Consider the following 25,550-nt stretch of genomic DNA (forward strand, 5'->3'; position numbering starts at 1 on the left):
AAGGACCTGAGGATGCTCAACACCAAGGTGCTCGGCGCCTTCGCCGCGCTCGCGCTGCTCGCCGCCTGCGAGTCCAAGACCGACACGGCAGCCACCGGCGCTGGCGCCGCGACCAGCGGCAGCAGCATCCGCCCGGGCAGCCAGGAAGACCTGATCGCCACCGCCGGCAGCGACCGCGTCTTCTTCGACACCGATGCCAGCGCGATCCGCGCCGACCAGCGCCCGACGCTGCAGAAGCAGGCGTCCTGGCTCGGCGGCAATGCCGGCGTGACGGTGACGCTGGAAGGCCATGCGGATGAGCGCGGCACGCGCGAGTACAACCTGGCGCTCGGCCAGCGCCGCGCCAATGCGGCGCGCGATGCGCTGGTCGCCGGCGGCGTCGCCGGCGCGCGTATCGCCACCATCTCCTACGGCAAGGACAAGCCGGCGGCGCTTGGCTCGACCGAGGATGCCTGGGCGCAGAACCGCCGCGCCGTGACCGTGGTCCGCTGACACCTAGACTTCGTGTTGCGCGGCGGGCTTCGGTCCGCCGCGCGGCGCCGCTACAAGCCGGGGGACCCCGTGGCCCCCGGTGCCGCGGCCGGGGTGGTCCCGGCCGCCCCGCGATGCGCCCGACCGGAGCCCCTCGATGCGACGCGTGCTCGCCGCCCTGCTCCTCGCCACGCCGCTGATCATGGCCGATGCCGCGCCCGCGCGCGCGCAGGCCGAGAGCCGCGAGGGCATCTACCTGCAGAACCAGATCCTCCAGCTTCGCCAGGAACTCGACCAGGTCCGCCGCGGCGGCGGTGCCGCCGTCGCCCCGGTGCCGCGTGGCGGCGCCGCCCCGGCTGGGCAGGGCGAGCTGGTCGGCGCCTTGCTCGACCGGGTCGCCACGCTGGAGGACGAGACCCGCCGGCTGCGCGGCCGGCTCGAACAGGCCGAATTCCAGACCCGCAACCAGGCCCAGCAACTGGAGAAGCTGCAGGGCGACATCGACTACCGGCTGCAGCAGCTGGAAGGCACCGGGGGCGGGCCGCGGCCAGCCGCCGCGGCTCCCCGCCCGGCCAATCCCGCCCAGTCGCTGCCGCCGGTCGCCGGCCCCGCCGCAGCGCCCGCCGCCGCCCCGCGCCCGCCGGAGAGGGCGCTGTCCGAGGGGCAGGCGGCGCTCGGCCGGCGCGACTTCGCCGCCGCCGAGGCCGCGGCGCGCGAGGTGCTGGCGGTACGTGGCTCGCCGCGCGGCTACGACGCGCGCTTCCTGCTGGCGGATGCGGAATTCGGCCAGCGCAACTGGCAGGACGCCGCGGTCGCCTATGCCGAGGCCTACAAGGCCAACCAGAAGGGCAGCCGGGCAGCCGAGGGCCTGATCGGCTATGGCGCCTCGCTGGCCAACCTCAACCAGAAGCGCGAGGCCTGCGACGCCTTCGCCCTGGTGCAGAGCGAGCACCCGCAGTTGCGCGGGGCGATGAAGGAGCGGCTGGACGCCGGCCGGCAACGCGCCGGCTGCCGCTGACGGCCGCCCCGGTGGGCGCCGCGGCGCCAGTCGGGGAGGATGAATTCGCGGCGATGATGGCGCCGCTGGGGCCCTTCGGCGCCGCGCCGCGGGTCGCCGCCGGAGTGTCCGGCGGGCCGCACAGCCTGGCGCTGGCCCTGCTGGCGGACCGCTGGTCCCGGGCGCGGGGCGGCGCCCTGCTTGCGCTGATCGTCGACCACGGGCTGCGGCCGGACAGCGCCACCGAGGCCGCCGCGGTCGCGGCGATGCTGGCGTCGCGCGGGCTCGCCGCACGGATCCTGCCGCTCGGCCTGCCGGGTGGGCCCGGGCTGCAGGCGCGCGCCCGCGCCGGCCGGCATGCGGCGCTGCTGGCGGCCTGCGCGGCGGCGGGGACGCCCTGGCTGCTGCTCGGCCACCATCGCGCGGACCAGGCGGAGACGCTGCTGTTCCGCGCCCTGCGCGGCAGCGGGGCGGGGGGGCTGGCGGCCATGGCCCCGGTCCGCGCGGCGCCCGCGGCGCTGCTGCTGCGGCCGCTGCTGGGGATTCCGCCGGCCCGGTTGGAGGCGGTGGTGACGGCGGCCGGCCTCACCGCGCAGCGCGACCCGGGCAATGCCGATCCGCGCTTCGCCCGGATCGCCCTGCGCCAGGCGCTGGCCGATCCGGGCGGGGCCGGCCCCGGCACGGCGGCATTGGCCGAGGCGGCGGCGGCCTTCGCTGCCCGCCGCGCCCGCCACGATGCCGCAGTCGCGGCGCGGCTGGCGGCGGCGGCGCGGCTGTTCGACTCGGGCCATGCCACGATCGATGACGTCGCGCTCGGCGATGATGCGGTCGCCGATGCGGCGCTTGGCGCGCTGCTGCGGGCAGTGGGCGGCGGCGGCTTCCCGGCGACGGGCACTGCGGTCGCGGCGCTGCGCCGGCGCGGCGGCGGGACCCTGGCGGGAGCCTGGCTGCGGCCGCGCGGCAAGGCCTGGCTGCTGGTGCGGGAGCCCGGCGCGGTCGCGCCCGCGGTCGCAGCCGCAGCCGGCGCCACCTGGGACGGGCGCTTCCGCCTGGGCCGCGCCGGCCGGCCCGGTCATCTCCTGGGGGCGCTTGGCGCCGAGGCCACCCGGCTGCGGTCGCTGGCGCCGCGCCTGCCCGCCGCGGTTCTTGCGACATTGCCGGCGATCCGGCTGCACACCGTGCTGGTCGCGGTCCCATTCCTCGGCTATCCTGACGAGCAAAGCTGCGGGGCCTTTCCCGTCGTGTTCGCCCCGGGCGCTGGTGACATCGCCGGGGGGGCCGATTGGCGGGGTCATGCCGCCCATTAACTGCCGGGACTCTCTCCCTATATCTAGAGTCGGCAGGATCGCGGGCATGGCGCCCAAGGGTTCATGGCCGGTACGTGGCCGTGGCGGAAACGGGATATGAATCGGTGAACAATTTCGGCCGCAATCTGGCGCTTTGGGTCATCGTGGCGCTGCTGCTGGTGGCGCTCTTCAACCTGTTCCAGCCCAGTGGCTCGGCACAGCGGGGGGCGCAGCAGGTCGCCTACTCCGACTTCCTGAACGAGGTCGGGGCCGGACACGTCCGCGATGTCGTGATCCAGGGGCGCACCGTCAGCGGCCAGCTCTCGGATGGCCGGACCTTCCAGACCTACACCCCGGAAGACCCGGCTCTGGTCAGCAAGCTGACCGAGAAGGGCGTCCGCGTCGTGGCGCGGCCCGAGGAGAGCGACGTCAACCCGCTGTTCCACTACCTGCTCAGCTGGTTCCCGATGCTGCTGCTGATCGGCGTCTGGGTCTTCTTCATGCGGCAGATGCAGTCGGGCGGCGGCCGGGCCATGGGCTTCGGCAAGTCGAAGGCCAAGCTGCTGACGGAGAAGCAGGGCCGCGTCACCTTCGAGGACGTCGCCGGCATCGAGGAAGCCAAGTCCGAGCTCGAGGAGATCGTGGAATTCCTGCGCGACCCGCAGAAGTTCCAGCGGCTCGGCGGCAAGATCCCGAAGGGCTGCCTGCTGGTGGGGCCGCCGGGCACCGGCAAGACGCTGCTGGCGCGGTCCATCGCCGGCGAGGCGAACGTGCCCTTCTTCACCATCTCGGGCTCCGATTTCGTCGAGATGTTCGTCGGCGTCGGCGCCAGCCGCGTCCGCGACATGTTCGAGCAGGGCAAGAAGAACGCCCCCTGCATCATCTTCATCGACGAGATCGACGCGGTCGGCCGGCATCGCGGCGCCGGCCTCGGCGGCGGCAACGACGAGCGCGAGCAGACCCTCAACCAGATGCTGGTCGAGATGGACGGCTTCGAGAGCAACGAAGGCGTCATCATCATCGCGGCGACCAACCGGCCGGACGTGCTGGACCCGGCGCTGCTGCGCCCCGGCCGCTTCGACCGCCAGGTGGTGGTGCCGAACCCCGACGTAATGGGCCGGGAGAAGATCCTCCGCGTCCACATGCGGAAGGTCCCCCTGGCCTCCGACGTCGACCCCAAGGTGATCGCCCGCGGCACCCCGGGCTTCTCCGGCGCCGACCTCGCCAACCTGGTGAACGAGGCGGCGCTGCTGGCGGCCCGGACCGGCCGCCGCACCGTCGGCATGCACGAGTTCGAGGCGGCCAAGGACAAGGTCATGATGGGCGCCGAGCGGCGTTCGCTGGTGATGTCCGAGGACGAGAAGCGGATGACCGCCTACCACGAGGCGGGCCATGCCCTCTGCGCGATGAAGCTGCCGGAATGCGACCCGGTGCATAAGGCCACGATCATTCCGCGAGGCCGGGCGCTGGGCCTGGTGATGTCGCTGCCGGAAGGTGACCGCTATTCCAAGCACAAGTCGAAGTTGCTGGCCGAACTCGCCATGGCGATGGGCGGCCGGGTCGCCGAGGAGCTGATCTTCGGCTCCGACAAGGTCTCGAACGGCGCTTCGGGCGACATCAAGATGGCGACCAACCAGACCCGGATGATGGTCACCGAATGGGGCATGTCCGAAAAGCTCGGCATGATCGCCTATGGCGAGAACAGCCAGGAGGTCTTCCTGGGCCATAGCGTCACGCAGTCGAAGAACCTGTCCGAGGAGACGGCGCGGCAGATCGACAGCGAGATCCGCCGCATCATCGACGAGGCCTATGCCCGCTCGAAGCACCTGCTGAGCGAGAACATCGACGAGCTGCACCTGCTGGCCAAGGGCCTGCTGGAGCACGAGACGCTGTCGGGCGACGAGATCAAGCTGATCATCCGGGGCGAGCCGATCGTCCGCAACCGCCCGGACGAGCCGGTGCCGCAGGGCCGCGGCAGCGTCCCGACCAGCGGCCGGGCGCCGCGCCCGAGCGGCGGCCTGACCCCCGGCCCGGCGCCCGCCACCTAGGCTTCGCCGTGGCCGACAGGTTCATCGAGCCGCTGGGTCTTCTCGAAGGCCCGGCGGCTTTTTTTTCGGCACGCGACGGGCTGGCCCTGCCGCTGCAGGGCGGCCACCTGGCCTTCGCCCTGGCGCGGCTGATCGAGGATGGCGCCGCGCGCGGCATCGTCGCGGTGCGGGACATCCCCGGGGACTGGCAGGACCTGCTGCCGGCGCTGGTCCGCCGGCCGCCGCCCTTCGCCGGGATCGAGGCGGGCCGGCCGCTGGTCATGGGCATCGTCAACGTCACCCCGGACAGCTTCTCGGGCGACGGGCTGGCTGCCGACACCGCCGCCGCCATCGCCCGCGGCCATGCGATGCTGGCGGCCGGGGCCGATATCCTCGACATCGGCGGCGAGAGCACCCGGCCGGGCGCCGCACCCGTCACACCGGCCGAGGAGATCCGCCGCATCCTGCCGGTGGTGCGCGACCTCGCCCGCGCCGCGCCCGTGTCGGTCGATACCCGCCACGCCGCCACCATGGCGGCGGCGCTGGAGGCCGGGGCAGCGATCGTCAACGACGTCACCGCCCTGCGGCACGACGGCGCGGCGCCGGGGGTGGTCGCCGGCGCCGCCGCGCCGGTGGTGCTGATGCACATGCCGGGCACCGACCCGCGCGGCATGCAGGCCGAGGCCCGCTACGCCGACGTGGTCCTTGAGGTCGCCGGCTTCCTGCGCGACCGGGTCGAGGCGCTGGAACGGCTCGGCATCCCGCGCGGGCGGATCGCCCTCGACCCCGGCATCGGCTTCGGCAAGACCATGGCGCACAACCTGGCGCTGCTGGAACGGCTGCCGATCCTGGCCGGGCTCGGCTGCCATATCCTGGTCGGCCTGTCGCGCAAGCGCTTCCTCGGCCGCATCGCCGGCATTCCCGATGCCGGGCAGCGCATGGTGCCGAGCATCGCCGGCGCGGCCTTCGCCGCCAGCCGCGGCGCCGGCATCCTGCGGGTGCACGACGTGGCCGAGACGGTGCAGGCGCTGGCCATCTGGCGCGCCGCGGCGACGGGGGCAGCACCCGATCCCCTCACGGTTTGATGGACCGCGGGCGCGCATTTCGCTACTCCCTGCATCGACCATTCCGCGCATTGGGGCCGCCATGACCACATCTTCCCGCCGTCTCTTCGGCACCGATGGCATCCGCGGCACCGCCAACAAGGCGCCGATGGATGCCGCCACCGCGCTGCGCCTGGGCCAGGCGGCCGGGCGCTACTTCAACCGCGGCACGCACCGCCACCGCGTGGTCATCGGCAAGGACACCCGCATCTCCGGCTACATGCTGGAACCGGCGCTGACCGCCGGCTTCATCGGCGCCGGGATGGACGTGGTCCTCGTCGGGCCGCTGCCGACGCCGGCCATCGCCCTGCTGACCCGCAGCCTCCGTGCCGATCTGGGCGTGATGATCAGCGCCTCCCACAACCCGTACGAGGACAACGGCATCAAGCTGTTCGGCCCGGACGGGCTGAAGCTGTCCGACGCGCAGGAGACGGCGATCGAGGCGCTGATGGAGGGCGACCTGACCAGCGCCCTGGTGGCACCCGCCCGGCTCGGCCGCGCCAGCCGGATGGAGGATGCGCCGGGCCGCTACATCGAGGCCGCCAAGCAGTCCTTCCCGCGCGGCATGACGCTGGAGAAGCTGCGCATCGTGGTCGATTGCGCGCATGGCGCCGCCTACAAGGTGGCGCCCACCGTGCTGTGGGAGCTGGGGGCGGAGGTGGTGCCGGTGGGCGTCGCACCCGACGGCTTCAACATCAACAACGGCGTGGGCTCCACCGCCCCGGCCCGGCTGGCCGAGATCGTGCGGGAGCGCCGGGCCGATATCGGCATCGCGCTCGACGGCGACGCCGACCGGCTGGTGCTGGTGGACGAGGCCGGGTCGATCATCGACGGCGACCAGATCCTCGCGCTGATCGCCAATTTCTGGCACGCCCAGGAAAGGCTGCGCGGCGGCAACGTGGTCGCCACGGTGATGTCGAACATGGGGCTGGAGCGCTACCTGCGGGAGCGGGGCCTCGGCCTGCTGCGGACCAGTGTCGGCGACCGCTATGTCGGGGAGCGGATGCGCGAGGCCGGCTGCAACCTGGGCGGCGAGCAGTCCGGCCATATGATCATGACCGATTTCGGCACCACGGGGGACGGGCTGATCGCCGCCCTGCAGGTGCTGGCGGTCCTCGTCGGCGGCGGCCGCCCGGCCAGCGAACTCTGCCGCTGCTTCCGGCCGCTGCCGCAACGCCTGGTGAATGTCCGCTATGCCGGCGCCTCGCCGCTGAAGCACGCCGATGTGCAGCGCGAGATCGCCGCGCATGAGGCGAAGCTCGGCGAGCGCGGCCGTATCCTGATCCGCGCCAGCGGCACCGAGCCGGTGATCCGCGTCATGGCCGAGGCAGAGGACGAGGCGCTGGTGAACGACACGGTGGAGACCCTGGCGGACGCCATCCGGTCCAAGGCAAAGGTTCCGGCGTGACCGCGTCCGATGACCGCGATGGCGAAGGCCGCGATGGCCAGGATCGGCCGCGCCGCAGGATGGGCCGCGTCCTCATCGTCGCCGGCTCCGATTCCGGCGGCGGCGCGGGCATTCAGGCCGACCTCAAGGCGGTGACGGCGCTGGGCGGCTTCGCCGCCACCGCCATCACGGCGTTGACCGCGCAGAACACCGAGGGCGTGCACGGCGTCCTGCCCATCCCGGTGGATTTCATCCGCCAGCAGATCGAGGTGGTGCTGCGCGACATCGGCGCCGACGCGCTGAAGACCGGCATGCTGCACGACGTGGCGACCATCGAGGCGGTCTGCGACGCGCTCGCCGCCGAGGCGCCGCGCCTGCCCCTGGTCGCCGACCCGGTGATGGTCGCCAAGGGCGGCCACCCGCTGCTGCAGCCGGATGCCGTGCAGACCCTGAAGCGCCGCCTGCTGCCGCTGGCCGCCATCATCACGCCGAACCTGCCGGAGGCCGAGGTGCTGCTCGGCCGGCCCATCCCGGATGCCGCGGCGATGCCCGAGGCGGCCCGGGCGCTTCTCAGCCTGGGCGTCCGCGCCGTGCTGCTGAAGGGCGGCCACCTGGACGGCGACCGGCTGGTCGACATCCTGGCGACGCCGGACGGCATCACCGAATTCGAGGATGCGCGGATCGACACCCGCCACACCCATGGCACCGGCTGCACCCTGGCCTCGGCGATCGCCGCGGGCCTGGCCCAGGGGATGCCGTTGCGGGATGCCGTGGCGCGCGCCCGCGCCTATGTCCGCGCCGCGATCCTCGCCGCCCCCGGCTTGGGCCGCGGCCATGGCCCGCTCGGCCATGGGGTGACGCTGGACCCGGCGCGGCTGGCCGCGCTCTGATGCGGCGTTTCGACTTCGTCACGGTGGACGTCTTCACCGACCGCCAGTTCGGCGGCAACCCGCTGGCCGTCTTCCCCGATGCGCGCGGCTTGACGGATGCCGAGATGCAGGCCCTGGCGGCCGAGCTGAACCTGTCGGAGACCACCTTCGTCCTGCCGCCGGTCGACCCGGCCAATACCGCCCGGGTACGCATCTTCCACCGCACCGCGGAGATGCCCTTCGCCGGCCATCCCAATGTCGGTACCGGCTTCGTCCTGGCCGCCCGCGCCTCGGGCGGGCTGCTGCGCTTCGAGCAGATCGCCGGGATCGTCGAGGTGCGGCTGGACCAGGACGCCGCCGGCCGGGTGACCGGCGCCACCATCGCCGCGCCGCAGCCGCTTTCGGTTGGCGTCGAGATGCCGGTCGACCTCGCCGCCGCCTGCGCCGGGATCGCGCCCGAGAGCATCGTCACCACGCATCATCCGCCGACCGTCGCCGCCGATGGCGGCAACCCGCGCCTGCTGCTGGAGGTGACGGCGGCGGCGATGGCCGCGGCCAGCCCCGACCTGCCGGCCTTCCGCCGCGCGGTGGCAGCGATGCCCTCGCTCGGCGGCAAGCTGTCGCTCTATCTCTATCGCCGCGACGGCGCCGGGCTGCGCGCCCGGATGTTCTCGCCGCTGTCGGGCACCTGGGAGGATGCGGCGACCGGCAGCGCGGCGACGCCGCTGGCCGGCTTCCTGCTGCATCTGTCGGGCGCCGAGCACGGCGCCTGGGACATCGTCCAGGGGGTCGAGATGGGCCGCCCGAGCCTGCTCCGCGCCACCGCCCGCCGCACGGCGGACGGCATCCGCGCCAGCGTCGGCGGCGGCTGCGTGCCGGTGCTGCGGGGCGAGGCGATGCTTCAGGCCGGGGGCGGCTCGCGCTCCAGCCAGCCCTCGACATAGGCCTTTCTCACCACCACCAGCCCCAGCGCCGAGAGCGGCGCCGCCAGCGCGACGCCGAGCAATCCGAACAGTGCCCCGGTCAGCACCTGGACGATCAGCAGCAGCGCCGGCGGCAGGTCCGCAGTGCGGGACTGCACCATCGGCGTCAGGAAATTCCCCTCGACCGTCTGCACCGCGACGATCAGCCCGACCACCCAGAGCCCGAGCATCGGGTCCTCGGTCATCGCCAGCAGTACCGCCGGCACGCCGGCGATCACCGGGCCGAGCACGGGGATGAAGTTCAGCAGCCCGGTGATGGTCGCCAGCAGCCCGGCCAGCGGCACGCCGATCGCCCAGAGCCCCAGATAAGTGAGGCCGCCGGCCACCACCATGGCGAAGGCCTGGCCCATCAGCCAGCCGCGCAGCGTCTGCCCGGCCTCCTCCAGCGTCGCCGTGACGCGGGCGTCGAGGCGCGGGTCGAACAGGCTGCGCAGGCCTGTCAGGTACCCCTGCGGCTGCACCGCCAGGTACAGTGCCAGCAGCACCACCAGCACCAGGTTGCCGAGGCCCCCCAGGGTGCTGCCGGCCGCCATCGCCGCGGCGGCCGCGGCATTCTCCGCCCCGCCGCTGCCCAGCAACTGACCAGGCCTGGCCTGGTGCAGGAGCCAGTCGCCCCAGCCGGTGCCGGCGACGCGGCCGCGCAGCGCCTCCAGGCTCTTCGGCAGGCTCTGGGCGAGCTGCGTCGCCTGTTCCGCCAGCGGGCCCGCCGCGGCCCAGGCGGCCAGGCCGAGCGCCACCATCACCAGAAGGGACACGACCAGCACGGCCGCCCAGTCCGGCAGCCCGGTGCGCCGCGCCAGCGGCTCGCCCCCCGCCCGTAGCGCCAGCGCCAGCAGCACGGCGGCGAAGCCGAGCAGCGGCACCTCCGGCGCCAGCCAGAGAAGCAGGAGGAGCAGCCCGAAGAGGACCAGCACGGAGCCTTGCGCACGCGTCATGATGGGCGAACGGGGCGCGGGCCCGCCGGTTCCGCTGCCGTTCCGGTTTTCCGCGCGCGTGATCCGCGCGCGTGACTGGGCCGGCGCATGGCTCCGGTCTACACCGGCGGCAGCATCGCCCGCCGGCTGCCCGGCATCCTCGGTTTCGGCGCGGCAGGCGGGTACGCCGTCCTGGCCCGCTAGGCCGAGGCCAGGCGGGCCGAGGACGCCGCGCATGTCGCGCAGGCCCGGATCGGAACGCGAAAGGCTGCGCAACGCCTGCGAACAGCGCGACCTGCTGCCGGACTCGCTGGAACAGGGGCCGGCCCTGGTATACCGGGCGCTGGCGGCCGACTCCCAGGCCAGGGAGGTCATGGTGCTGCACTTCCCGTCCGACTTCATGGCGGATGGCGGGCGCAGCATCACCTCGCACAATCCCAACTGGGCGAAGCCGCTCACCGGCTTCGCGGCACGGGCCGGTGCGGCCTTCGAGCGGGAGCTTCAACAGGGGGCGAAGATCGTCGACTTCCCCGGCGGGATGCCGGGGGAGGGGGGCTGTTCCCGTACTGGCAGGCGGCGAGGGCCGGGAGCAGGTATCCCGCCGGACCGCCCTCTAGGGCTTGGGGTGTGCCGGGCGCGGCGGGCCGGATTCCGGGGCTGCGGCGGCGAGCGTCGGGAACCTCGCCTGCTGCTCGGGGCGGCGGAGGTCGACGCCGACGGCGTCGGCCGCCTGCAGCACCACGCGGCGGGCTACGGCGAGATCCTCGGGCGTCGGCAGCAGCGCCTCCAGCCCGGCCAGGGCGCAGTCGCGGTCGGTATGGATCAGCAGCGCCTGCTCGCGCACGGTGCGGCGGAAGGCCTCGTGCGACATCTGCCGCTCCGGCGGCAACTCGGTGTTCAGCGCCCGCAGCGCGCGCCAGGACCGCTCGTCCACCACGCCGGAATCGTCCAGCAGCAGGAGCAGCAGCCGGACGATGCCCTCGGCCGGCGTGCCCTGCGCCGCCCGCGCCCGCAGCCGCTCGGCCTCATGCGCCGCCAGCGCCACCCGCAGCGGGTCGGCGCCGGGCGGCGGCGGCGGCACGGCCCCGGCCAGGCCGACCGCGGCCCGCAGCGCGGGCGCGGTGTAGACCGCCTCGAACTGCGCCTCCGACAGCCGGTCGCGGGCGGCGCCAGCGCGGTCCATCGCCGCCTCGACCGCGGCCGCCGCGCGGCGCTCCAGCAGCCGGAAGGGGTTGTCCGGCGCGCAGGCCCGGCGGTTCTCCCGCACCAGCGGCGCCAGGGCGGCGAAGGGCTGCATCCAGGGATTGCGGTCGGAGAAGGCCCAGCGCTGCGCCCGCAGCGGATGCAGCGCGCGCATGGCGGCGGCCATCGGCTCGCTCGCCATCGCCCGCACCACCGGGGAGACGAACTGGTCGTAGAGCCCGGCATTGATCTCGGAGACGCGCCGCACCGTCTCGAAGGCGGCCTCGCTTTCGCGCGGGCCGATCAGCGCGTCCAGCTGTTCCAGGCTGCGCCGCTCGAAGCGGCTGGCGTAGCGGCCCTCGACGAAGGCGTCGCCGGGCAATTCGGCATGGCGGTCGCTGACCACCATTTCATACAGGCCGGGCGGCAGCAGCTCGATCAGGTCGACCAGGCCGATGAACTCGGCATGCTCCTTCTCCGCCACCTTGGCCGAGACGAAGATGCCGAGGTGCCCGACAGTCGGGTGCACGCAGTAGATGATGGTCTGGCCCTGGGCGGTGATCTCGGCCTCCGAGGCATAGATCTCCCGCACCCAGCCCAGCGCCTGCTGCGGCGGGGTGATGTTGTCGCCCCAGGAGCACAGCACGACGATCGGCGCCTGCACCTTGCGCAGGTCGAGCCGCGTCGTGCCGTCGCGTCCCACGATCTCGCCGCGCGCCAGCTTGTTGCCGACGAACAGCTCCTCGACGATCGGCACGATCTCCTGCTTGTTCATCAGGAAATAGCCGCCCCACCAGCGTTCGAATTCCAGGAAGCGGGCGGCCTCGGTGTCGGCCTTGTCGAGCAGGTTGTAGTACTTGCCGAATTTGGTCTCGCCCGGGCTGAGCGCCTCGAAATTCTCGACCAGCGCGGCCCCGTCGAAGCGGCCGTTGCCGAGGTCGCTGGCGAGATGCGCCATCCAGGAGCCGCCGAGGTTGCCGCCGGCATAGCGCATCGGGTTCAGCCCCCGCTGCCCGCCCCAGTAGGACAGCGGCGAGCCCGCCAGCAGCAGCGGCCCGGGCAATTCGGGGCGCAGCGCCGCGAGCCCCATGATCGCCCAGCCGGCCTGGCAATTGCCGATCACCGCCGGCGCCGGGGCCTGGCGGTGCCGGGCGCGGATCTCCTCCAGGAAGCGGGCCTCGGCCTCGGCCACGGTCAGCAGGGTCTGGCCCGGCATCGGTTCGGGGAAGAAGGTGACGAAATAGACCGGATGGCCGTGGCGCAGGGCGAAGCCGACCTCGCTGTCCGGCTTGAAGCCGCCGATGCCCGGCCCGTGCCCGGCGCGCGGGTCGACGATGACGAAGGGGCGGCGGCCGGGTTCCTCCGCCACGCCGTCCTCCGGCAGGATGCGCAGCAGGGCATAATTGGCGGGGGCCTCGAATTCGCGGGCGTCGAGGATGGTCTCGGTGGCGAATTTCAGCAGCGCCGGCTTGCCCGCCTGGGTGTGTTCGAGGAAAGCGTTGCCGCGCTGGCGCAGCGTGTCCCAGAACAGGATGCCGCGCTGGGTGGCGTCGAGCGCGTAGTCGAGCCAGTCCTTGATCATCGCCGTCGCTCCGCCATCGTCTATTTTTTGTGCGGTGCAGCATAACCGGGCCGGTTCTGCCTGGCCATCCGGTCTCAGTCCACCCGGATACTCGCCTCCCGCACCACTCGCGCATGCAGCGCGAACTGGCCTTCGAGGAAGCCCGCGAATTCTTCCGGCGTGTTCGGCCGCAGCAGGCCGCCGAGCGCCGCCAGCCGCTCCGCCACCGCGGGTTCCGCCGCGGCGGCGTTCAGCCCGGCGTTCAGCCGGCGGCGTGTCGCTTCCGGCGTGCCGGCCGGCAGGAAGATGCCGTTCCATTCATAGGTCTCGAAGCCGGGCAGGGTGGCGCCGATCGCCGGCACCCCGGGCAGCACCGCCACCTCCGCCTGCCCCGAATGGGCCAGGACGCGTGCGGTGCCGGCGCGAAACGGCGTGACGCTGCCGGGGACGTTGCTGAACTGCAGCTGGATGCGCCCGGTCACCATGTCGTTCCGCGCCGCCGGCGCGTCGCGGTAGACCACGTGGTTGATGCGCACCCCGGCCATGGTGTTGAACAGTGCCAGGGTGATGTGCTGGGCCGAGCCGATCCCGGTGGTCCCGGCATCGATCGTCCCCGGCGCCGCCTGCGCCGCGGCGATCAGCGCCGGCACGGTGCGGGGCGCGAACAGGGTGGACCCCAGGATGGTGTTCGGGGTGACGAGGGAGAGGAAGACCGGCAGGAAGTCGCGCTGGGTGTCGTAGGGCAGCCGCGGGCCGAACAGCGCCGGGTTCACCGAATGCGCGGTCGCGTCGTACAGCAACGTATTGCCGTCCGGCGGCGCGCGGGCCACCGCCGCGGCGGCGATGGTGCCGGCGCCGCCCGGCCGGTTCTCCACCACGAAATTCTGCCCGGTGCGTTCCGCCAGCCGGCCGAACAGCAGGCGGCAGACGATGTCCGCCGTGCCGCCGGCGCCATAGGCGTTGACGACGCGGATCGCCCGCGCCTGCGCCCGGGCGATGCCCGGTGCGGCGATGCCCGGTGCGGCGAGGCCCGCTGCCAGCAGCCCACGCCGGCGCATCTCAGCCGCGCGTCGGCATGAAGCGGAAGCCGTCGCCCCAGCGCGTCACGTGGCCGGTGGAGGGCGAGGGGAAATGCGCGGTGCAGACCAGCCGCCCGCTGTCGCACTGGTGTTCCAGGAAGCCCCGCCGGGTCGCCGCCGACTGCGCCGGGTCGACGTCACCGCGGAAGCAGATCTCCGGGTAGCGCATCTGCACCGGAGAATGGATCAGGTCGCCGGTGACCACGCCGATGGTCTCGCCCTTGCCCAGTTCGACCGCATAATGATCGGGCGTGTGGCCCGGCGTCGGGATCAGCCGGATGTGGTCGTTCAGCGCGATGTCGGTCCGCACCATCTCCGCCTGTCCGGCGGCGATGATCGGCAGCACGCTGTCCTCCAGCACCGGGTTCGGCGCGCGGGCGTGCTCCGCCTCCCAGTAGGCGAATTCCTTCTGCCCGAAGACGTACTTCGCCTTCGGGAAGGTCGGCACCCACCGGCCGTTCTCCAGCCGGGTGTTCCAGCCGACATGGTCGACATGCATGTGGGTGCACATGACATAGTCGATGTCGTTCACCGAACAGCCGGTGGCCGCCAGGTTACGCTCCCAGGTGTCCGAATCCTTCATGTTCCAGAAGGGCCGGGCCGGGCGCTGCTTGTGGTTGCCGACGCAGGTGTCGACCAGGATGGTGTGGTGCGGCGTGCGGATCAGGTAGGACTGGATGCAGAGCCGCAGCTTGCCCGTCGCCGGGTCGATGGCATCGGGTTCGAGCCAGGGGCGGTTCTCCTCCAGCATGTCATTCGTCAGCTTGGGGAAGAACTCCTGCGGATCGAAGAGCGGCGTCTCCTCCTCGATCACCCGATGGATCTCGAGGTCGCCCAGCTGGAACTTGGTGCTCATCCTGCGTCTCCCGCGCGGGCGTCCCCCCGCTGCCGGTCGCAGTGTAGCTTTCCGGCGGCAGGCCGCCAGCGGGAAGCCGCGCGGCGCGCCGCGGTGGAATTCGTCGGCGCGTGCGCCCCACGGCGATGCCGCCTGCGCTAGAAGCGTCGCATGCATGCCGCCCCGCCGATGCTGGCGACCCTCGTCCTCGCCCTCGCCCTTGCCCTGGCGTTCGGCGCCGCCGCGCGCTGGCTGCGGCTGCCGCCGCTGTTCGGCTACCTGCTGGCCGGCGTGGTCATCAGCCCGCATACGCCCGGCTTCGTCGGCGATGCCGAGCTGACCAGCACCCTGGCCGAGGTCGGCGTCGCCTTGCTGCTGTTCGGCGTCGGGCTGCATTTCCGCCTGGCCGACCTGCTGGCGGTCTGGCGCGTCGCGCTGCCGGGCGCAGTGCTGCAGGTCGGCTTCGGCATGGCACTGGGCGGGCTGCTGGGGGCCTTCGGCTTCGGCCTGGACTGGGGCCCGGCGCTGGTCTTCGGCCTGGCGCTCGCCATCGCCTCGACCGCGGTCGCCACCCGCATGCTGGCCGAGCAGGGCCAGCTCGCCGGCCCGGCCGGCAGGCTCGCGCTCGGCTGGCTGGTGGTGCAGGACCTGCTGGTGGTCCTCGCCTTGGTCATGGTCCCGGCCGCCGCCGGCGCCGGCACCGCGGGGCTGCCGCAGGCGCTGCTGACCGCCGGGCTGGAACTGGTCGGCTTCGCCGCCTGCGTGCTGCTGATCGGCCGCCGCGGCCTGCCGGCGCTGCTGTCGCGCCTGGCCCGTGGCCCGTCGCGCGAGCTCTTCACCCTCGGCGTCATCGTCGCCGCCCTCGGCACCGCCTATGCGGCGTCGGCGCTGTTCAACGTCTCCTTCGCGCTGGGCGCCTTCTTCGCCGGCGTGCTGCTGGGCGAGAGCGATGTCGGCCACCAGGCGGCGGCCGAATCCATGCCGATGCAGCGGGTCTTCGCCGCGCTGTTCTTCGTCTCGGTCGGCATGCTGCTCGACCCGGCGGCGCTGCTGGCGGCGCCGCTGCTCTCGGCCAGCGCCCTGCTAGCGGTGCTGCTCGGCGTCGGCCTCGCCAGCTTCCTGCTGCTGCTGGCCTTCCGGGTGCCGCCGCCGCTGGCGGCCCGGGTTGCCGGTGCCTTGGCGCAGATCGGCGAGTTCTCCTTCCTGCTGGTGAAGTTCGCCATTGGTCAGGGCGTGCTGCCGGCCTCCGCCAGCGCGCCGATCCTGGCCGCGGCCTTCGGCGGCATCCTGCTGCTGCCGCTGTCGCAGCGCGGCTTCGCCTGGGGCGCGCGGCGGCTGCACGCCTCGGCCCGCTGGCGCGCCTGGCAGGCGGCGGGGCAGGGGCCGCGCTTCACCCTGCCGGAGACCGGCGGGCTTTCCGGCCACGCCATCCTGATCGGCCACGGGCGGGTCGGCCGCGTGGTCTGCGCGGCGCTGCGGCGGCACGGGCTGCCGCTGGTGGTGATCGAGGCCGACCGCCGCAGCGCCGAAGCGGCGCGGGCCGCCGGCGTGCCGGTGATCTGGGGCGATGCCAGCCGGCCGGAGGTGCTGCAGGCCGCCCGGCCCGAGACCGCGGGGCTGGTGGTGCTGGCCCTGCCGGACGCGGCGGAGTCGCGCCGGGTGCTGCAGCTGGTCCGCGCCGCCAACCCGGAGATCCAGGCGGCAGCGCGGGCGCATGACGATGCCGACATGGCGGTGCTGCAGGGCGAGGGCGGCGTGGCGCTGGCGGTGATGGGGGAACGCGAGATCGCCCTCGGCATCGCCGATTTCGCCCTGCGCCGCCTCGGCGTCGAGGTGGCGGCGGCGCAGGCGACGGTGGATGCGCTGCGGGCGGGGCGGCCGGCCTTGGTTTGATCCACGACCGACAAGGCAAGGCCGGGGAGAAGGTATTCTCCCCGGACCCCTCATCTATTTCTGTGGGTTGGTACCTGCCGCGCGGCGAATGCCAAGCCCACAGAAAGGAAGGGAGGGGTTTGGGGAGGGAATGCCTTTCCCTCCCCGACCTTTCCTTCTCACCCCCGCCGGGCCACCACGGCGACCGGGCCGCCGCCATCCGGCCCCTGATGCTCCGCGCCGCCACTGACGAAGATGTCCGTCCTTCCGACCGCGCCGGCGATGACGCCGCCGACCAGGGCGCGGGCGTGGCGGGTGGCGTTGATGTCGCTGTCGTCGGCCATGATGTGCCGCCTGCCGCGGATCAACCCGGTCGAGGAGGGTTCTGCCTTGGCCAGCACCGCCACCAGCCGGTCCCGCGCGGCCTCCGGCACCTGACCGTCCTCGGTCGGCAGGCCGGCGGCGCGGAGCGCGGCATGGACCGCGGGCAGGTCGATGGCGTCGCGCATCACGGCGTGCGCGATGGCCAGGTCGCCGCCCCAGGCCGGGCTGTTGCCCAGCACGATGACCTCGTTGCGCAGCAATTCCACCCCCGCCGAGGTGCTGGCCCGGCCGGAGAACAGCGACCAGTCGGCGCCGATCGCCGCCTCCGGCACCGCGGCCAGCTCGCCCAAGGCCAGCGCCACGCCGAGCGCCGAGGCGCCGCGCGACAGGCCCATGGACTGGTAGGTGTCCTCGGTCGCCACGTCCCGGCCGCGGGCGCGCGCCGCGGCGATGCGCTCGCTGGTCAGCAGCGGGCACTTGACCTGGACGTAGTGGACCTGCGCCGGGTCGGTGATGCCGGCATCGGCCATGGCGGCGCGGACCGCGGCGGCGGTGGCCTGCACCTGGGGCGTGCGGCCCAGCGCCTCCGGCGCGAAGTCCGGCGTGAAGCCGGTGCCGATCGCCAGCGCGCCGGCCGGTTCCGGCGCCGCGGCCTCGCCCACCGCCAGCACCAGGAAATGCGGCGAGAGCCCGCCCTCGGTCCCGCCGGACATCACCATGGCGATGCGTTCGGCGACCGAATCCGCCGGCTCGTCCAACCAGCGCCCCAGCATCAGCGACAGCGCCTGCACCGCATAGGCGCGGGTGAAGTCGTTGACGCAGCCATTGCCCTCGGTCTTGCCCAGCACCGCCACCACCTGGCCCGGGTCGAGCGCGCCGGCCTCGAACAGCGCCTCGATCGACGCGGTGTCGCCGGGATGGCGCATGGGGACGCGGTGCAGGATGGCGCGGCGTGCGGGCATGGGTGGTCCGATCGGCTGGTTCGGTGGCAGCATAGCCGCCACACCCACGGAGGCGAGGCATGTACGAGACGCGCGAACGGCCGGGCGACGGCTACCGCTATATCCCGGCGGTCTTCCAGTATTCGGCGGGCGTCGCGGCGCTGCCGGGCTTCCGGATCGAGCGGGTGCGCTTCGCCGATCCGGTGCCGCTGGCCGCCGGCTTCGCCCGCATCGCCGACCACCTGAAGGGCATCGGCCGGCCGCTGAGCGCCTTCTGCCAATGCGAATTGCGCTCCCCCGGCCAGTTCACCGAACAGGGCTTCCGCGCGTTCAACCTCGGCTATGCCAAGGTGCTGGGCGAGTGGGGAATCCTGTCGGGCACCGACAACCCGGTGGCACGCAGCAATGTCTGCCCCGAATTGTCCCCGCCGGCCGAACCCGGCTTCCATGCCTTCGCCTACACCGTGCCCGATGCCGGCGCGGCGCCGAGCTTCGCCACCGCCGGCAGCGGCGAGAGCACCGAGGGCAAGGGCAGCTACGAGGAGCAGACCATCGCCCTCGGCGACACCTCGGCGGCCGGGATGCTGCGCAAGGCGCAATTCGTGCTGGGCGAGATGGAGGGCCGGATGCAGGCGCTGGGCGGGTCCTGGGCCATGGCGACCGCGGCCCAGGTCTATACCGTGCACGACATCCACCCCTTCCTGGGCGAGGAACTGGCCAGGCGCGGCGCGGCGCGGCATGGCGTCACCTGGCAGTTCTGCCGGCCGCCGGTGCTCGGGCTGGAATACGAGATGGACGTGCGCGGCCTGCCGCTGGAGCGGGTGATCCCGGCCTGAGGGCCGGGATTCCGTTGCCTTTTCGGCCTCCCGGGTATATAGGAATATCGTCAAAGGCACCGCCATGTCCGGCGCGATCCGGCGGGCGGGGTGAGGCGCGGTTGAAATGCTCAAATCCGCAAATCCTCAGGCTGAGACCTCGCGAAGCCAGGCCGCGCACGGGTTTGCGCCGATCGCAGCCGGATCGGCCTCAGGAAGATTGAGCGGTTCTGAAGCGGATTGAGGTTGAAGGATAAAAGCGCCGGCCCGCCCCGGGGAGAGCTGCGTCTCCCCGGCGCCGTCGCCCATGTCGCGGCGAGGGCGATGCGCTTCTCGGTGGTCGCCAGCCCCACCCGCGGCCTGGCCATGATGTCGCGGGCGCGCGGCTTCGGCGCCGGCGCGACGCGGGGCCTGCACGGCGAAACCGCCGGCATGCCGCGCCTGGGATGGCCACTCAGGCCGCCAGGGGCGCCTGCGCCCAGGCATGGCTGCCGCGGCCGACCGCCTCGCCGACCAGCAGCAGGGCCGGGCCGCCCTGCACCCAGGCCTGCGCCTCGGCGGCGACCGTCTCCAGCGTGCCGCGCAGCACCCGCTGCTGCGGGGTGCCGCCGCGCTCCACCACCGCGGCCGGCGTCGCCGGATCGAGACCCTGGCCCACCAGCCCGTCGCGGATCTCCCGCAGCATGGTGATGCCCATGTAGATCGCCAGGGTCTGACCCGGCCGCACCAGGCCGGAGACGTCCACCTTGCCATCGCGCCGGTGACCGGTGACGAAGGTGACGGCGCGGGCGCAGTCGCGGTGGGTCAGCGGGATGCCGGCGCCGGCGGCGCAGGCCAGCGCCGCGGTGACGCCGGGCACCACCTCGCAGGCGATACCGGCTTCGGCCAGGGCTTCGGCCTCCTCGCCGCCGCGGCCGAAGATCAGCGGGTCGCCGCCCTTCAGCCGCACCACGCGCTTGCCCGCGCGGGCGAGGCGCACGAGCAGGGCGTTGATCTCCTCCTGCGCCAGGCAGTGGTTGGCGCGGGACTTGCCGACGAAGATGCGCTCGGCATCGCGCCGGGCGAGTTCCAGCACCGCCTCGGTGCCGAGCCGGTCGTGCACGATGACATCGGCCTCGCCCAGCAGGCGCAGCGCCCGCAGGGTGAGCAGGTCGCCGGCGCCCGGGCCGGCGCCGACCAGGTGGACGATGCCGGGCGGCGCGGCATCGGCGCCGTCCAGCGCGCGGACGAAGGCGCGGTCGGCCTCGGCGTCGCGGCCGGCCATGGCGAGGTCGGCGGCGGGGCCGGACAGCGCCGCATCGAGGAAGCGGCGGCGGGCGACGAGGTCGGGCAGCCGGCGGCGCACCGCGGACTTGAAGCGATCCGCGAGCGCCGCGACGCGGCCGAGGCCCATCGGCAGCACCGCCTCGATCCGCTGCCGCACCTGCCGGGCAAGGACGGGGGCGGCGCCGCCGGTGGAGATGGCGATGGTCATCGGCTCGCGGTCGACGATGGCCGGCATGAGCGCGGTGCAGAGCGTGGGCTTGTCGACGACGTTGACCGGGATGCCGCGCGCGCGGCAGGCCTCGGCCAGGGCCAGCAGTTCGGGCTCGGCCGCATCGGCGCCGATGGCGATGGCGCAGCTTTCCAGCAGGGCGGGCGCGAAGGTCGCGGCGAAGCGAATCTCGGCGCCGGCTTGCCGCAGGAGGGCGGCCTTCCGCTCCGCGACCTCACCGGTGCCGAGGACGAGCGCCACCCGGCCCTTGAGGTCGAGGAAGACGGGGAAATGCAACATGCAAACGGGCTCCGGCGTGGGTGGGGTAGATGGCCGGCCGTGCGGCCGATCGCAACACGGGGCCGGCGGGAAGGAAGGTCGGGGAGGGAAAAGTATTCCCTCCCCGAACCCCACCCTTCCTTTTTGTGGGTTGGCACCAGCCGCGCGGCGAATACCGACTCAGAGAAATAGATGAGGGGGTCTGGGGGAGAATACCTTCTCCCCCAGCCTTCCTTCAGGCCGCCGAAAGCGCCGGATTGGCATGCCGCGCATGCAGGAATTCCAGCACCGCCGTCCGCGCCGCGACGAAGACCGGGTCGGCGGCGAGGGCCAGCCGGTCGCGCGGCCGCGGCAGCCCGACCTTGAGGATCTCGCCCACCGTCGCGTTCGGCCCGTTGGTCAGCATCACGATCCGGTCCGACAGCAGCACCGCCTCGTCCACGTCATGCGTGATCATCACCACGGTGGTGCCGCGGGAGGCATGGATCTCCATCACCTGGTCCTGCAGATGGGCGCGGGTCAGCGCGTCGAGCGCGCCGAAGGGCTCGTCCAGCAGCAGCACCTTGGGCTTCATCGACAGCGCGCGGGCGATGCCGATGCGCTGCTTCATGCCGCCGGAGATCTCGCCCGGGCGCTTGTCCTTCGCGGCCGTCATGTGGACCAGCGCCAGGGTCTCCAGCACCCAGTCGTGCCGTTCGGCGCGGCTCATCCTGCGGCCGACGGTCTGGTCCACCGCGAGCCTGATGTTCTCGTAGCAGGTCAGCCAGGGCAGCAGGCTGTGGTTCTGGAAGACCACGGCGCGGTCGGGACCCGGCCCGTCGATCTCCTTGCCTTCCAGCACCACGCCGCCGGCGGTGGCCGGCAGCAGGCCGGCGATGACGTTCAGCAGCGTCGACTTGCCGCAGCCGGAATGGCCGATGACGGCGACGTATTCGCCGCGGGCGATCTGCAGGTCCACCTGGCGCAGCACGGGCACCGGGCTGCGCGGGAACTGGATGGAGAGCTGCGAGATGTCGAGGTAGCGGTCCATGGTCCGGTCCCCTTTCAAGCCGCTGCCGTGCCGCGGGTGGCCAGCCGCCCGGCCAGCGCCACCACCCGGTCGAGCGCGAAGCCGACCAGGCCGACATAGATCAGCGCGACGATGATGTCGGAGAGGTTGGAGCTGTTCCACGCATCCCAGACGAAGAAGCCGATGCCGACGCCGCCGATCAGCATCTCGGCGGCGACGATCGCCAGCCAGGACAGGCCGATGCCGATGCGCAGGCCGGTGAAGATGTAGGGCGCGGCGGAGGGCAGCACGATCTTCCAGAAGAAGGCCGGGCCGCGCAGCCGGATGACGGCGGCGACGTTGCGGTAGTCCTGCGGCACGTTGCGGACGCCGACGGCGGTGTTGATGATGATCGGCCAGACCGAGGTGATGAAGATCACGAAGATCGCGCTCGGCTGCGCCTCGCGGAAGGCGGCCAGCGACAGCGGCAGCCAGGCCAGGGGCGGCACGGTGCGCAGCACCTGGAAGATCGGGTCGAGCCCGCGCATGGCGAAGGGCGAGGTGCCGATCAGCAGCCCGGTCAGGATACCGACGACGCCGGCGATGGTGAAGCCCAGCGCCACCCGCTGCAGGCTGGCGGCGAGGTGCCAGAACAGCCCCTTGTCCAGCCCGCCGCGGTCGAAGAAGGGATCGACGATCAGGTCGTAGCTGTCGGTCCAGACCTTGGAGGGCGGCGGCAGCGTGGCGGCCGGCCCGCTGGCGAGGAATTCCCAGAGCCCGAGGAAGATCACCAGGATCATCACCGGCGGGATGACATTGGCCAGCACCGGGGCGAGGCGCGACGGCGTCGGCAGCTTGGCCAGCAGCGGGCGCGACATCTGCGCCGGCGCCGGGGCGGGCTTGGTCGATACGGCGGTCATCTCAGGCCCCCGCGAGCTTCTTGATCGACAGCGACGCCAGGTAGGCGGCGGGGTCGGCGGGGTCGAAGACGCGGCCGTCGAAGAAGGTCTCGCGGCCGCGGCTCGGGCCGCGCGGCGTCTCGCCCGGCAGCACGCCGGCGCGTTCCGCCGCCTGGCGCCACAGCGCTTCCCTGTTGACCTGGGCGACCAAAGCCTTGGTGTCGGTGGCCTCCGGCAGCACGCCCCAGCGGATGTCCTCGGTCAGGAACCACAGGTCATGGGACGGGAAGGGGTAGCTGGCATGGTCGCGCCAGAACTTCATGAGCAGCGGCGAGCCTTCCACCTTGCGGCCGTCGCCGTAGTCGATGTTGCCGAGGCTGCGCTGCAGGATGTCGGCGACGGGGACGTTGAACCAGGCGCGCTTGCCGATGATGGCGCACATCTCCGGCTTGTTGGCGGCCTCGTCGCACCAGCGCGCCGCCTCGATCACCGCGGCGGTCAGGGCGACGGCGGCGTTCGGGTGCTTCTCCACCCATGCGGCCCGCATGCCGAGCGACTTCTCCGGGTGGTCCTTCCACAACTCGCCGGTGGTCAGCGCGGAGTAGCCGAGCTTCTGGTTCACCAGCTGGTCGTTCCAGGGCTCGCCGACGCAGAAGGCGTCCATGGTGCCGACCTTCATGTTGGCCACCATCTGAGGCGGCGGCACAACGATGGTCTGCACGTCGCGGTCGGGGTCGATGCCGGCGGCGGCCAGCCAATAGCGCAGCCAAAGGTCGTGGGTGCCGCCGCGGAAGGTCATGGCGACCTTGCTCTCCTGCGTCAGCGCCTTCCTCAGCGGCGCGGCATCCAGCTTCGCGCCGAGCGGCTTGTGCTTCTCGGCCACCGAGATCGCCTGGCCGTTGGTGTTGAGCCGCGCCAGGATCGCCATCGGCACCGGCTGGCCGTTCTGGGTGATCTTCCCCGTGGTCATCAGGTAGGGCATCGGCGTCAGGATATGGGCGCCGTCAATGCCGCCGCGCTCGCCGCCGAGCACCAGGTTGTCGCGGGTCGCGCCCCAGCTCGCCTGCTTCGAGACCTCGACCTCGGGCATGCCATGCTTGGCGAAGAAGCCCTTCTCGCGGGCGATGATCAGCGGCGCGGCATCCGTCAGCGCGATGTAGCCGAGCGTCGCCTTGGTGACCTCGGGCTTGGTCGAGCCTTGGGCGAAGGCACCGCGCGGGGCGGCGGCCCGGGCGGCGGCCAGCAGGGCGGCGGTGCCGGTGAGTGCCTGGCGGCGGGATAGGGTCATCGATGGGTCTCCGGCATGTCGGCAGGGGGTGGGCTGGGGGCGGGGGGTTCGACCTCCCGCAGGCGGGCGGCGGCGGCCCGCCAGATGTCCTGGCGCCAGGGGGCGAGGGCGGTGGCCTCGGCGACATTCGCCGGCACATGGCCCCAGCGGCGCATCTGCCGCAGCCACCAGGCGGCCTGCTCGCGCCGCGGCAGGGTGGCGGTGCGGAAGCGCAAGGGTGCTGCCTGCATGAAGCCTTCCGCGGTGCCGTCGAAGGCGGCGCCGATCGCGGCGGCGGACAGTTCGGGGAAGGCGCGGCGCTGCAGGATATGCACCGCCTCCGCCTTGTTCTCCGGCTCGTCCAGCCAGCGCGTCGCGGCAATGACGGCGGCGGTGCAGGCAGTGGCGCTTTCCGGGTCGCGCAGCGCATAGCCGGCGGCGAAGGCCAGCACCTTTTCCGGGTGGTTCGGCCAGATGTCGCCGGAGGACAGCGCGATGGTGCCGGCGCCGCGCTCCGCCGCATGGCTGCCCCAGGGCTCGCCGGCGCAGAAGCCGTCGATCGCGCCATCGGCCAGCCGCTGGGCGCAGAGCGCCGGCGGCACCACCACCAGCCGCAGGTCGCGGTCGGGGTCGAGCCCGGCCGAGGCCAGCCACCAGCGCAGCAGATAGTTGTGCGAGGAATAGGCGAACACCACGCCGAACGTCACCGGTTTGCCTGCGTCGGCGCGGCGGCGCGCCACGGCGGCGAAGGCGGCGGCCGGCAGCGGTCGGGGGAAGCGGCCGAGCTCCTGCGCCAGGGCGCGGCTGATGGTCAGCGTATTGCCGTTGGCGCCGAGCCCGGCGGCGACCGTGAGCTGCGCACGGACGCCGTCCAGCCCGGCGGCGAGGGCGATCGGCATCGGCCCCAGCAGCTGCGCCGCATCCAGCGCGCCGAAGGCCAGCTTGTCGCGCAGCGCCGCCCAGGCGGTCTCGATCGACAGCGTGACGCGCAGCCCGACCGCATCGAACAGGCCAAGTTCCTCGGCCACCAGCAGCGGCGCGGCATCGGTCAGCTGGACGCAGCCGAGCCGCAGCGTGCGCGCGGCGGTCCGGCGCTGGCTGCGCGGCGCGGCGGGAATTTCGGGGTCCACGGTTTCCGATGGCACGCGGGCGGACCTCCGGCCGGGAAGGCCAGGTGCGGGCCGCCATTGGACCGCGAATACCGGAGCCGCTTCACGCTCGGGGCAGGACCACCGGGCGGCAGGCCCGCGTCGTTGCGGGCCATCGGGTGGTGCGAAGAAAGCCGCAAGGGGCGCGGCGGGTCAAGGGTGATTTGCGCGCTTCCTGAGCAGATTACCGCTCAGAATCAGAAAATGCGCTCAATGGCGGCAAAACGCCTAGATTTTCGACACGATCGAGGCGGCCACGCTGCCCAGCTTCTGCCCGCGATCCATCGCCATCCGCCGCAGTCGCCGGTAAGCCTCCGGCTCGGTCAGCTTGTGCTTCTGCATCAGCACCGCCTTGGCGCGGTCGACCAGGCGGCGCTCCTCCAGGTCCTGCCGCGCCACGGCGAGCTCCTCGCGCAGTGCCTGGTGGGCGCGGAAGCGGCGGATCGCAACCTCGATCACCGGCCGGACGCGCGCCGGCGCCATGCCCTCCACCACATAGGCGGCGACGCCGGCCTCGAGCGCCGCCTCGATCTGCTCCGGCGCCGCCTTCTCGGCGAACAGCACCACCGGGCGCGGCTCGTCGCGGTGCAGCGCGCGCATGCCCTCCAACTCGTCGCGGGAGGGATCGTCGAGGCCGCAGACGATGACCTCGGCGCCGCTGTCGCGCACCGCCCGCGTCAGCTCCGTGGTGCCGCTCACCACGCCGACCACCACGCAGCCGGCAGCGACGAGCCCGGCCTCGACGGCCGCGGCCCGGTCACCATCGCTGTCCACAAGCAAGACTCGCAGAGTCCCGGTCCCCCGACACGCCTGGCCACGCACGGCCCCGACGGTGGCAAGGCACAGATC

General features: G+C 73.0%; 21 protein-coding genes. 10 read left to right on the plus strand and 11 right to left on the minus strand.

Features of this window, described 5'->3' with window-relative positions; translation table 11 throughout:
• Window positions 1–12: 12 nt before the first annotated feature.
• From pal to ACFQS7_RS07445, 8 genes are all read left to right on the plus strand, one after another.
• Complete coding sequence (pal, locus tag ACFQS7_RS07410) at window positions 13–492, plus strand: peptidoglycan-associated lipoprotein Pal (protein WP_380066397.1); 480 nt, start codon at window positions 13–15, stop codon at window positions 490–492.
• A gap of 136 nt (window positions 493–628) precedes the next feature.
• Window positions 629–1,489, plus strand: a complete 861-nt coding sequence (locus ACFQS7_RS07415) for a tol-pal system YbgF family protein (protein WP_380066398.1) — start codon at window positions 629–631, stop codon at window positions 1,487–1,489.
• A 53-nt stretch (window positions 1,490–1,542) separates the two neighbouring features.
• A complete protein-coding gene (tilS, locus tag ACFQS7_RS07420; protein ID WP_380066399.1) occupies window positions 1,543–2,775 on the plus strand; it encodes a tRNA lysidine(34) synthetase TilS in 1,233 nt (410 codons plus the stop codon).
• A 104-nt stretch (window positions 2,776–2,879) separates the two neighbouring features.
• Window positions 2,880–4,802: an ATP-dependent zinc metalloprotease FtsH gene (gene ftsH, locus ACFQS7_RS07425; protein WP_380066400.1), complete on the plus strand. Its 1,923-nt coding sequence runs from the start codon at window positions 2,880–2,882 to the stop codon at window positions 4,800–4,802.
• A gap of 8 nt (window positions 4,803–4,810) precedes the next feature.
• Window positions 4,811–5,866: a dihydropteroate synthase gene (folP, locus tag ACFQS7_RS07430; RefSeq protein WP_380066401.1), complete on the plus strand. Its 1,056-nt coding sequence runs from the start codon at window positions 4,811–4,813 to the stop codon at window positions 5,864–5,866.
• Between the two features lie 61 nt (window positions 5,867–5,927).
• Window positions 5,928–7,292: a phosphoglucosamine mutase gene (gene glmM / locus ACFQS7_RS07435; protein WP_380066402.1), complete on the plus strand. Its 1,365-nt coding sequence runs from the start codon at window positions 5,928–5,930 to the stop codon at window positions 7,290–7,292.
• 59 nt (window positions 7,293–7,351) lie between these two features.
• Window positions 7,352–8,161, plus strand: a complete 810-nt coding sequence (thiD, locus tag ACFQS7_RS07440; RefSeq protein WP_380066403.1) for a bifunctional hydroxymethylpyrimidine kinase/phosphomethylpyrimidine kinase — start codon at window positions 7,352–7,354, stop codon at window positions 8,159–8,161.
• On the plus strand, window positions 8,161–9,084 hold the full coding sequence (locus ACFQS7_RS07445) for a PhzF family phenazine biosynthesis protein (RefSeq protein ID WP_380066404.1): 924 nt from the start codon (window positions 8,161–8,163) through the stop codon (window positions 9,082–9,084). Before thiD ends, ACFQS7_RS07445 begins: the two co-directional genes overlap by 1 nt.
• Here ACFQS7_RS07445 and ACFQS7_RS07450 read toward each other — a convergent pair.
• From ACFQS7_RS07450 to ACFQS7_RS07465, 4 genes are all read right to left on the minus strand, one after another.
• Entirely contained in the window at window positions 9,042–10,058 is a 1,017-nt protein-coding gene (locus tag ACFQS7_RS07450) for an AI-2E family transporter (protein WP_380066405.1), read from the minus strand. The genes ACFQS7_RS07445 and ACFQS7_RS07450 overlap by 43 nt on opposite strands.
• Before the next feature lie 592 nt (window positions 10,059–10,650).
• Window positions 10,651–12,801, minus strand: coding sequence for a DUF3141 domain-containing protein (locus tag ACFQS7_RS07455; protein WP_380066406.1), 2,151 nt, complete (start codon window positions 12,799–12,801; stop codon window positions 10,651–10,653).
• Between the two features lie 74 nt (window positions 12,802–12,875).
• Window positions 12,876–13,838 carry a Bug family tripartite tricarboxylate transporter substrate binding protein gene (locus ACFQS7_RS07460; protein ID WP_380066407.1) on the minus strand — a complete coding sequence of 321 codons (963 nt, stop codon included), beginning with the start codon at window positions 13,836–13,838 and terminating at the stop codon, window positions 12,876–12,878.
• A gap of 1 nt (window position 13,839) precedes the next feature.
• Entirely contained in the window at window positions 13,840–14,715 is an 876-nt protein-coding gene (locus ACFQS7_RS07465; RefSeq protein WP_380066408.1) for an MBL fold metallo-hydrolase, read from the minus strand.
• Between the two features lie 150 nt (window positions 14,716–14,865).
• Between ACFQS7_RS07465 and ACFQS7_RS07470 the strand changes: the two genes are divergently transcribed.
• Window positions 14,866–16,587, plus strand: coding sequence for a cation:proton antiporter (locus ACFQS7_RS07470; RefSeq protein ID WP_380066409.1), 1,722 nt, complete (start codon window positions 14,866–14,868; stop codon window positions 16,585–16,587).
• Between the two features lie 158 nt (window positions 16,588–16,745).
• Here the strand turns inward: ACFQS7_RS07470 and ACFQS7_RS07475 are convergent, their stop codons facing one another.
• Window positions 16,746–17,852: a ring-opening amidohydrolase gene (locus ACFQS7_RS07475; RefSeq protein ID WP_380066410.1), complete on the minus strand. Its 1,107-nt coding sequence runs from the start codon at window positions 17,850–17,852 to the stop codon at window positions 16,746–16,748.
• Between the two features lie 59 nt (window positions 17,853–17,911).
• Between ACFQS7_RS07475 and ACFQS7_RS07480 the strand changes: the two genes are divergently transcribed.
• The gene (locus ACFQS7_RS07480) at window positions 17,912–18,667 is read left to right on the plus strand and encodes a hypothetical protein (RefSeq protein ID WP_380066411.1); all 756 of its coding nucleotides are present in this window, start codon (window positions 17,912–17,914) and stop codon (window positions 18,665–18,667) included.
• A 433-nt stretch (window positions 18,668–19,100) separates the two neighbouring features.
• Here ACFQS7_RS07480 and cysG read toward each other — a convergent pair whose 3' ends face one another.
• The 6 genes from cysG to ACFQS7_RS07510 all read right to left on the minus strand — a co-directional run bounded on the left by cysG (window position 19,101) and on the right by ACFQS7_RS07510 (window position 25,475).
• A complete protein-coding gene (gene cysG, locus ACFQS7_RS07485) occupies window positions 19,101–20,420 on the minus strand; it encodes a siroheme synthase CysG (RefSeq protein ID WP_380066412.1) in 1,320 nt (439 codons plus the stop codon).
• Between the two features lie 214 nt (window positions 20,421–20,634).
• Entirely contained in the window at window positions 20,635–21,429 is a 795-nt protein-coding gene (locus ACFQS7_RS07490) for an ABC transporter ATP-binding protein (RefSeq protein ID WP_380066413.1), read from the minus strand.
• Between the two features lie 14 nt (window positions 21,430–21,443).
• Window positions 21,444–22,307 (minus strand): nitrate ABC transporter permease, encoded by an 864-nt coding sequence (ntrB, locus tag ACFQS7_RS07495; RefSeq protein ID WP_380066414.1) that lies wholly within the window; start codon window positions 22,305–22,307, stop codon window positions 21,444–21,446.
• A gap of 1 nt (window position 22,308) precedes the next feature.
• Entirely contained in the window at window positions 22,309–23,574 is a 1,266-nt protein-coding gene (locus ACFQS7_RS07500; protein ID WP_380066415.1) for a CmpA/NrtA family ABC transporter substrate-binding protein, read from the minus strand.
• Entirely contained in the window at window positions 23,571–24,698 is a 1,128-nt protein-coding gene (locus ACFQS7_RS07505) for a CmpA/NrtA family ABC transporter substrate-binding protein (protein WP_380066416.1), read from the minus strand. Before ACFQS7_RS07505 ends, ACFQS7_RS07500 begins: the two co-directional genes overlap by 4 nt.
• A 231-nt stretch (window positions 24,699–24,929) precedes the next feature.
• A complete protein-coding gene (locus ACFQS7_RS07510; RefSeq protein ID WP_380066417.1) occupies window positions 24,930–25,475 on the minus strand; it encodes an ANTAR domain-containing response regulator in 546 nt (181 codons plus the stop codon).
• Window positions 25,476–25,550: the final 75 nt, after the last annotated feature.

The sequence above is a fragment of the Dankookia sp. GCM10030260 genome, from assembly GCF_042666655.1.
Lineage (GTDB): Bacteria > Pseudomonadota > Alphaproteobacteria > Acetobacterales > Acetobacteraceae > Paracraurococcus.

Coding starts and splice junctions, on each gene's coding strand:
- pal (WP_380066397.1), top strand. CDS start 13: ATGCTCAACACCAAGGTGCTCGGCGCCTTCGCCGCGCTCGCGCTGCTC.
- ACFQS7_RS07415 (WP_380066398.1), top strand. CDS start 629: ATGCGACGCGTGCTCGCCGCCCTGCTCCTCGCCACGCCGCTGATCATG.
- tilS (WP_380066399.1), top strand. CDS start 1,543: ATGATGGCGCCGCTGGGGCCCTTCGGCGCCGCGCCGCGGGTCGCCGCC.
- glmM (WP_380066402.1), top strand. CDS start 5,928: ATGACCACATCTTCCCGCCGTCTCTTCGGCACCGATGGCATCCGCGGC.
- thiD (WP_380066403.1), top strand. CDS start 7,352: ATGGGCCGCGTCCTCATCGTCGCCGGCTCCGATTCCGGCGGCGGCGCG.
- ACFQS7_RS07445 (WP_380066404.1), top strand. CDS start 8,161: ATGCGGCGTTTCGACTTCGTCACGGTGGACGTCTTCACCGACCGCCAG.
- ACFQS7_RS07450 (WP_380066405.1), bottom strand. CDS start 10,058: ATGACGCGTGCGCAAGGCTCCGTGCTGGTCCTCTTCGGGCTGCTCCTC.
- ACFQS7_RS07455 (WP_380066406.1), bottom strand. CDS start 12,801: ATGATCAAGGACTGGCTCGACTACGCGCTCGACGCCACCCAGCGCGGC.
- ACFQS7_RS07460 (WP_380066407.1), bottom strand. CDS start 13,838: ATGCGCCGGCGTGGGCTGCTGGCAGCGGGCCTCGCCGCACCGGGCATC.
- ACFQS7_RS07465 (WP_380066408.1), bottom strand. CDS start 14,715: ATGAGCACCAAGTTCCAGCTGGGCGACCTCGAGATCCATCGGGTGATC.
- ACFQS7_RS07470 (WP_380066409.1), top strand. CDS start 14,866: ATGCATGCCGCCCCGCCGATGCTGGCGACCCTCGTCCTCGCCCTCGCC.
- ACFQS7_RS07475 (WP_380066410.1), bottom strand. CDS start 17,852: ATGCCCGCACGCCGCGCCATCCTGCACCGCGTCCCCATGCGCCATCCC.
- ACFQS7_RS07480 (WP_380066411.1), top strand. CDS start 17,912: ATGTACGAGACGCGCGAACGGCCGGGCGACGGCTACCGCTATATCCCG.
- cysG (WP_380066412.1), bottom strand. CDS start 20,420: ATGTTGCATTTCCCCGTCTTCCTCGACCTCAAGGGCCGGGTGGCGCTC.
- ACFQS7_RS07490 (WP_380066413.1), bottom strand. CDS start 21,429: ATGGACCGCTACCTCGACATCTCGCAGCTCTCCATCCAGTTCCCGCGC.
- ntrB (WP_380066414.1), bottom strand. CDS start 22,307: ATGACCGCCGTATCGACCAAGCCCGCCCCGGCGCCGGCGCAGATGTCG.
- ACFQS7_RS07500 (WP_380066415.1), bottom strand. CDS start 23,574: ATGACCCTATCCCGCCGCCAGGCACTCACCGGCACCGCCGCCCTGCTG.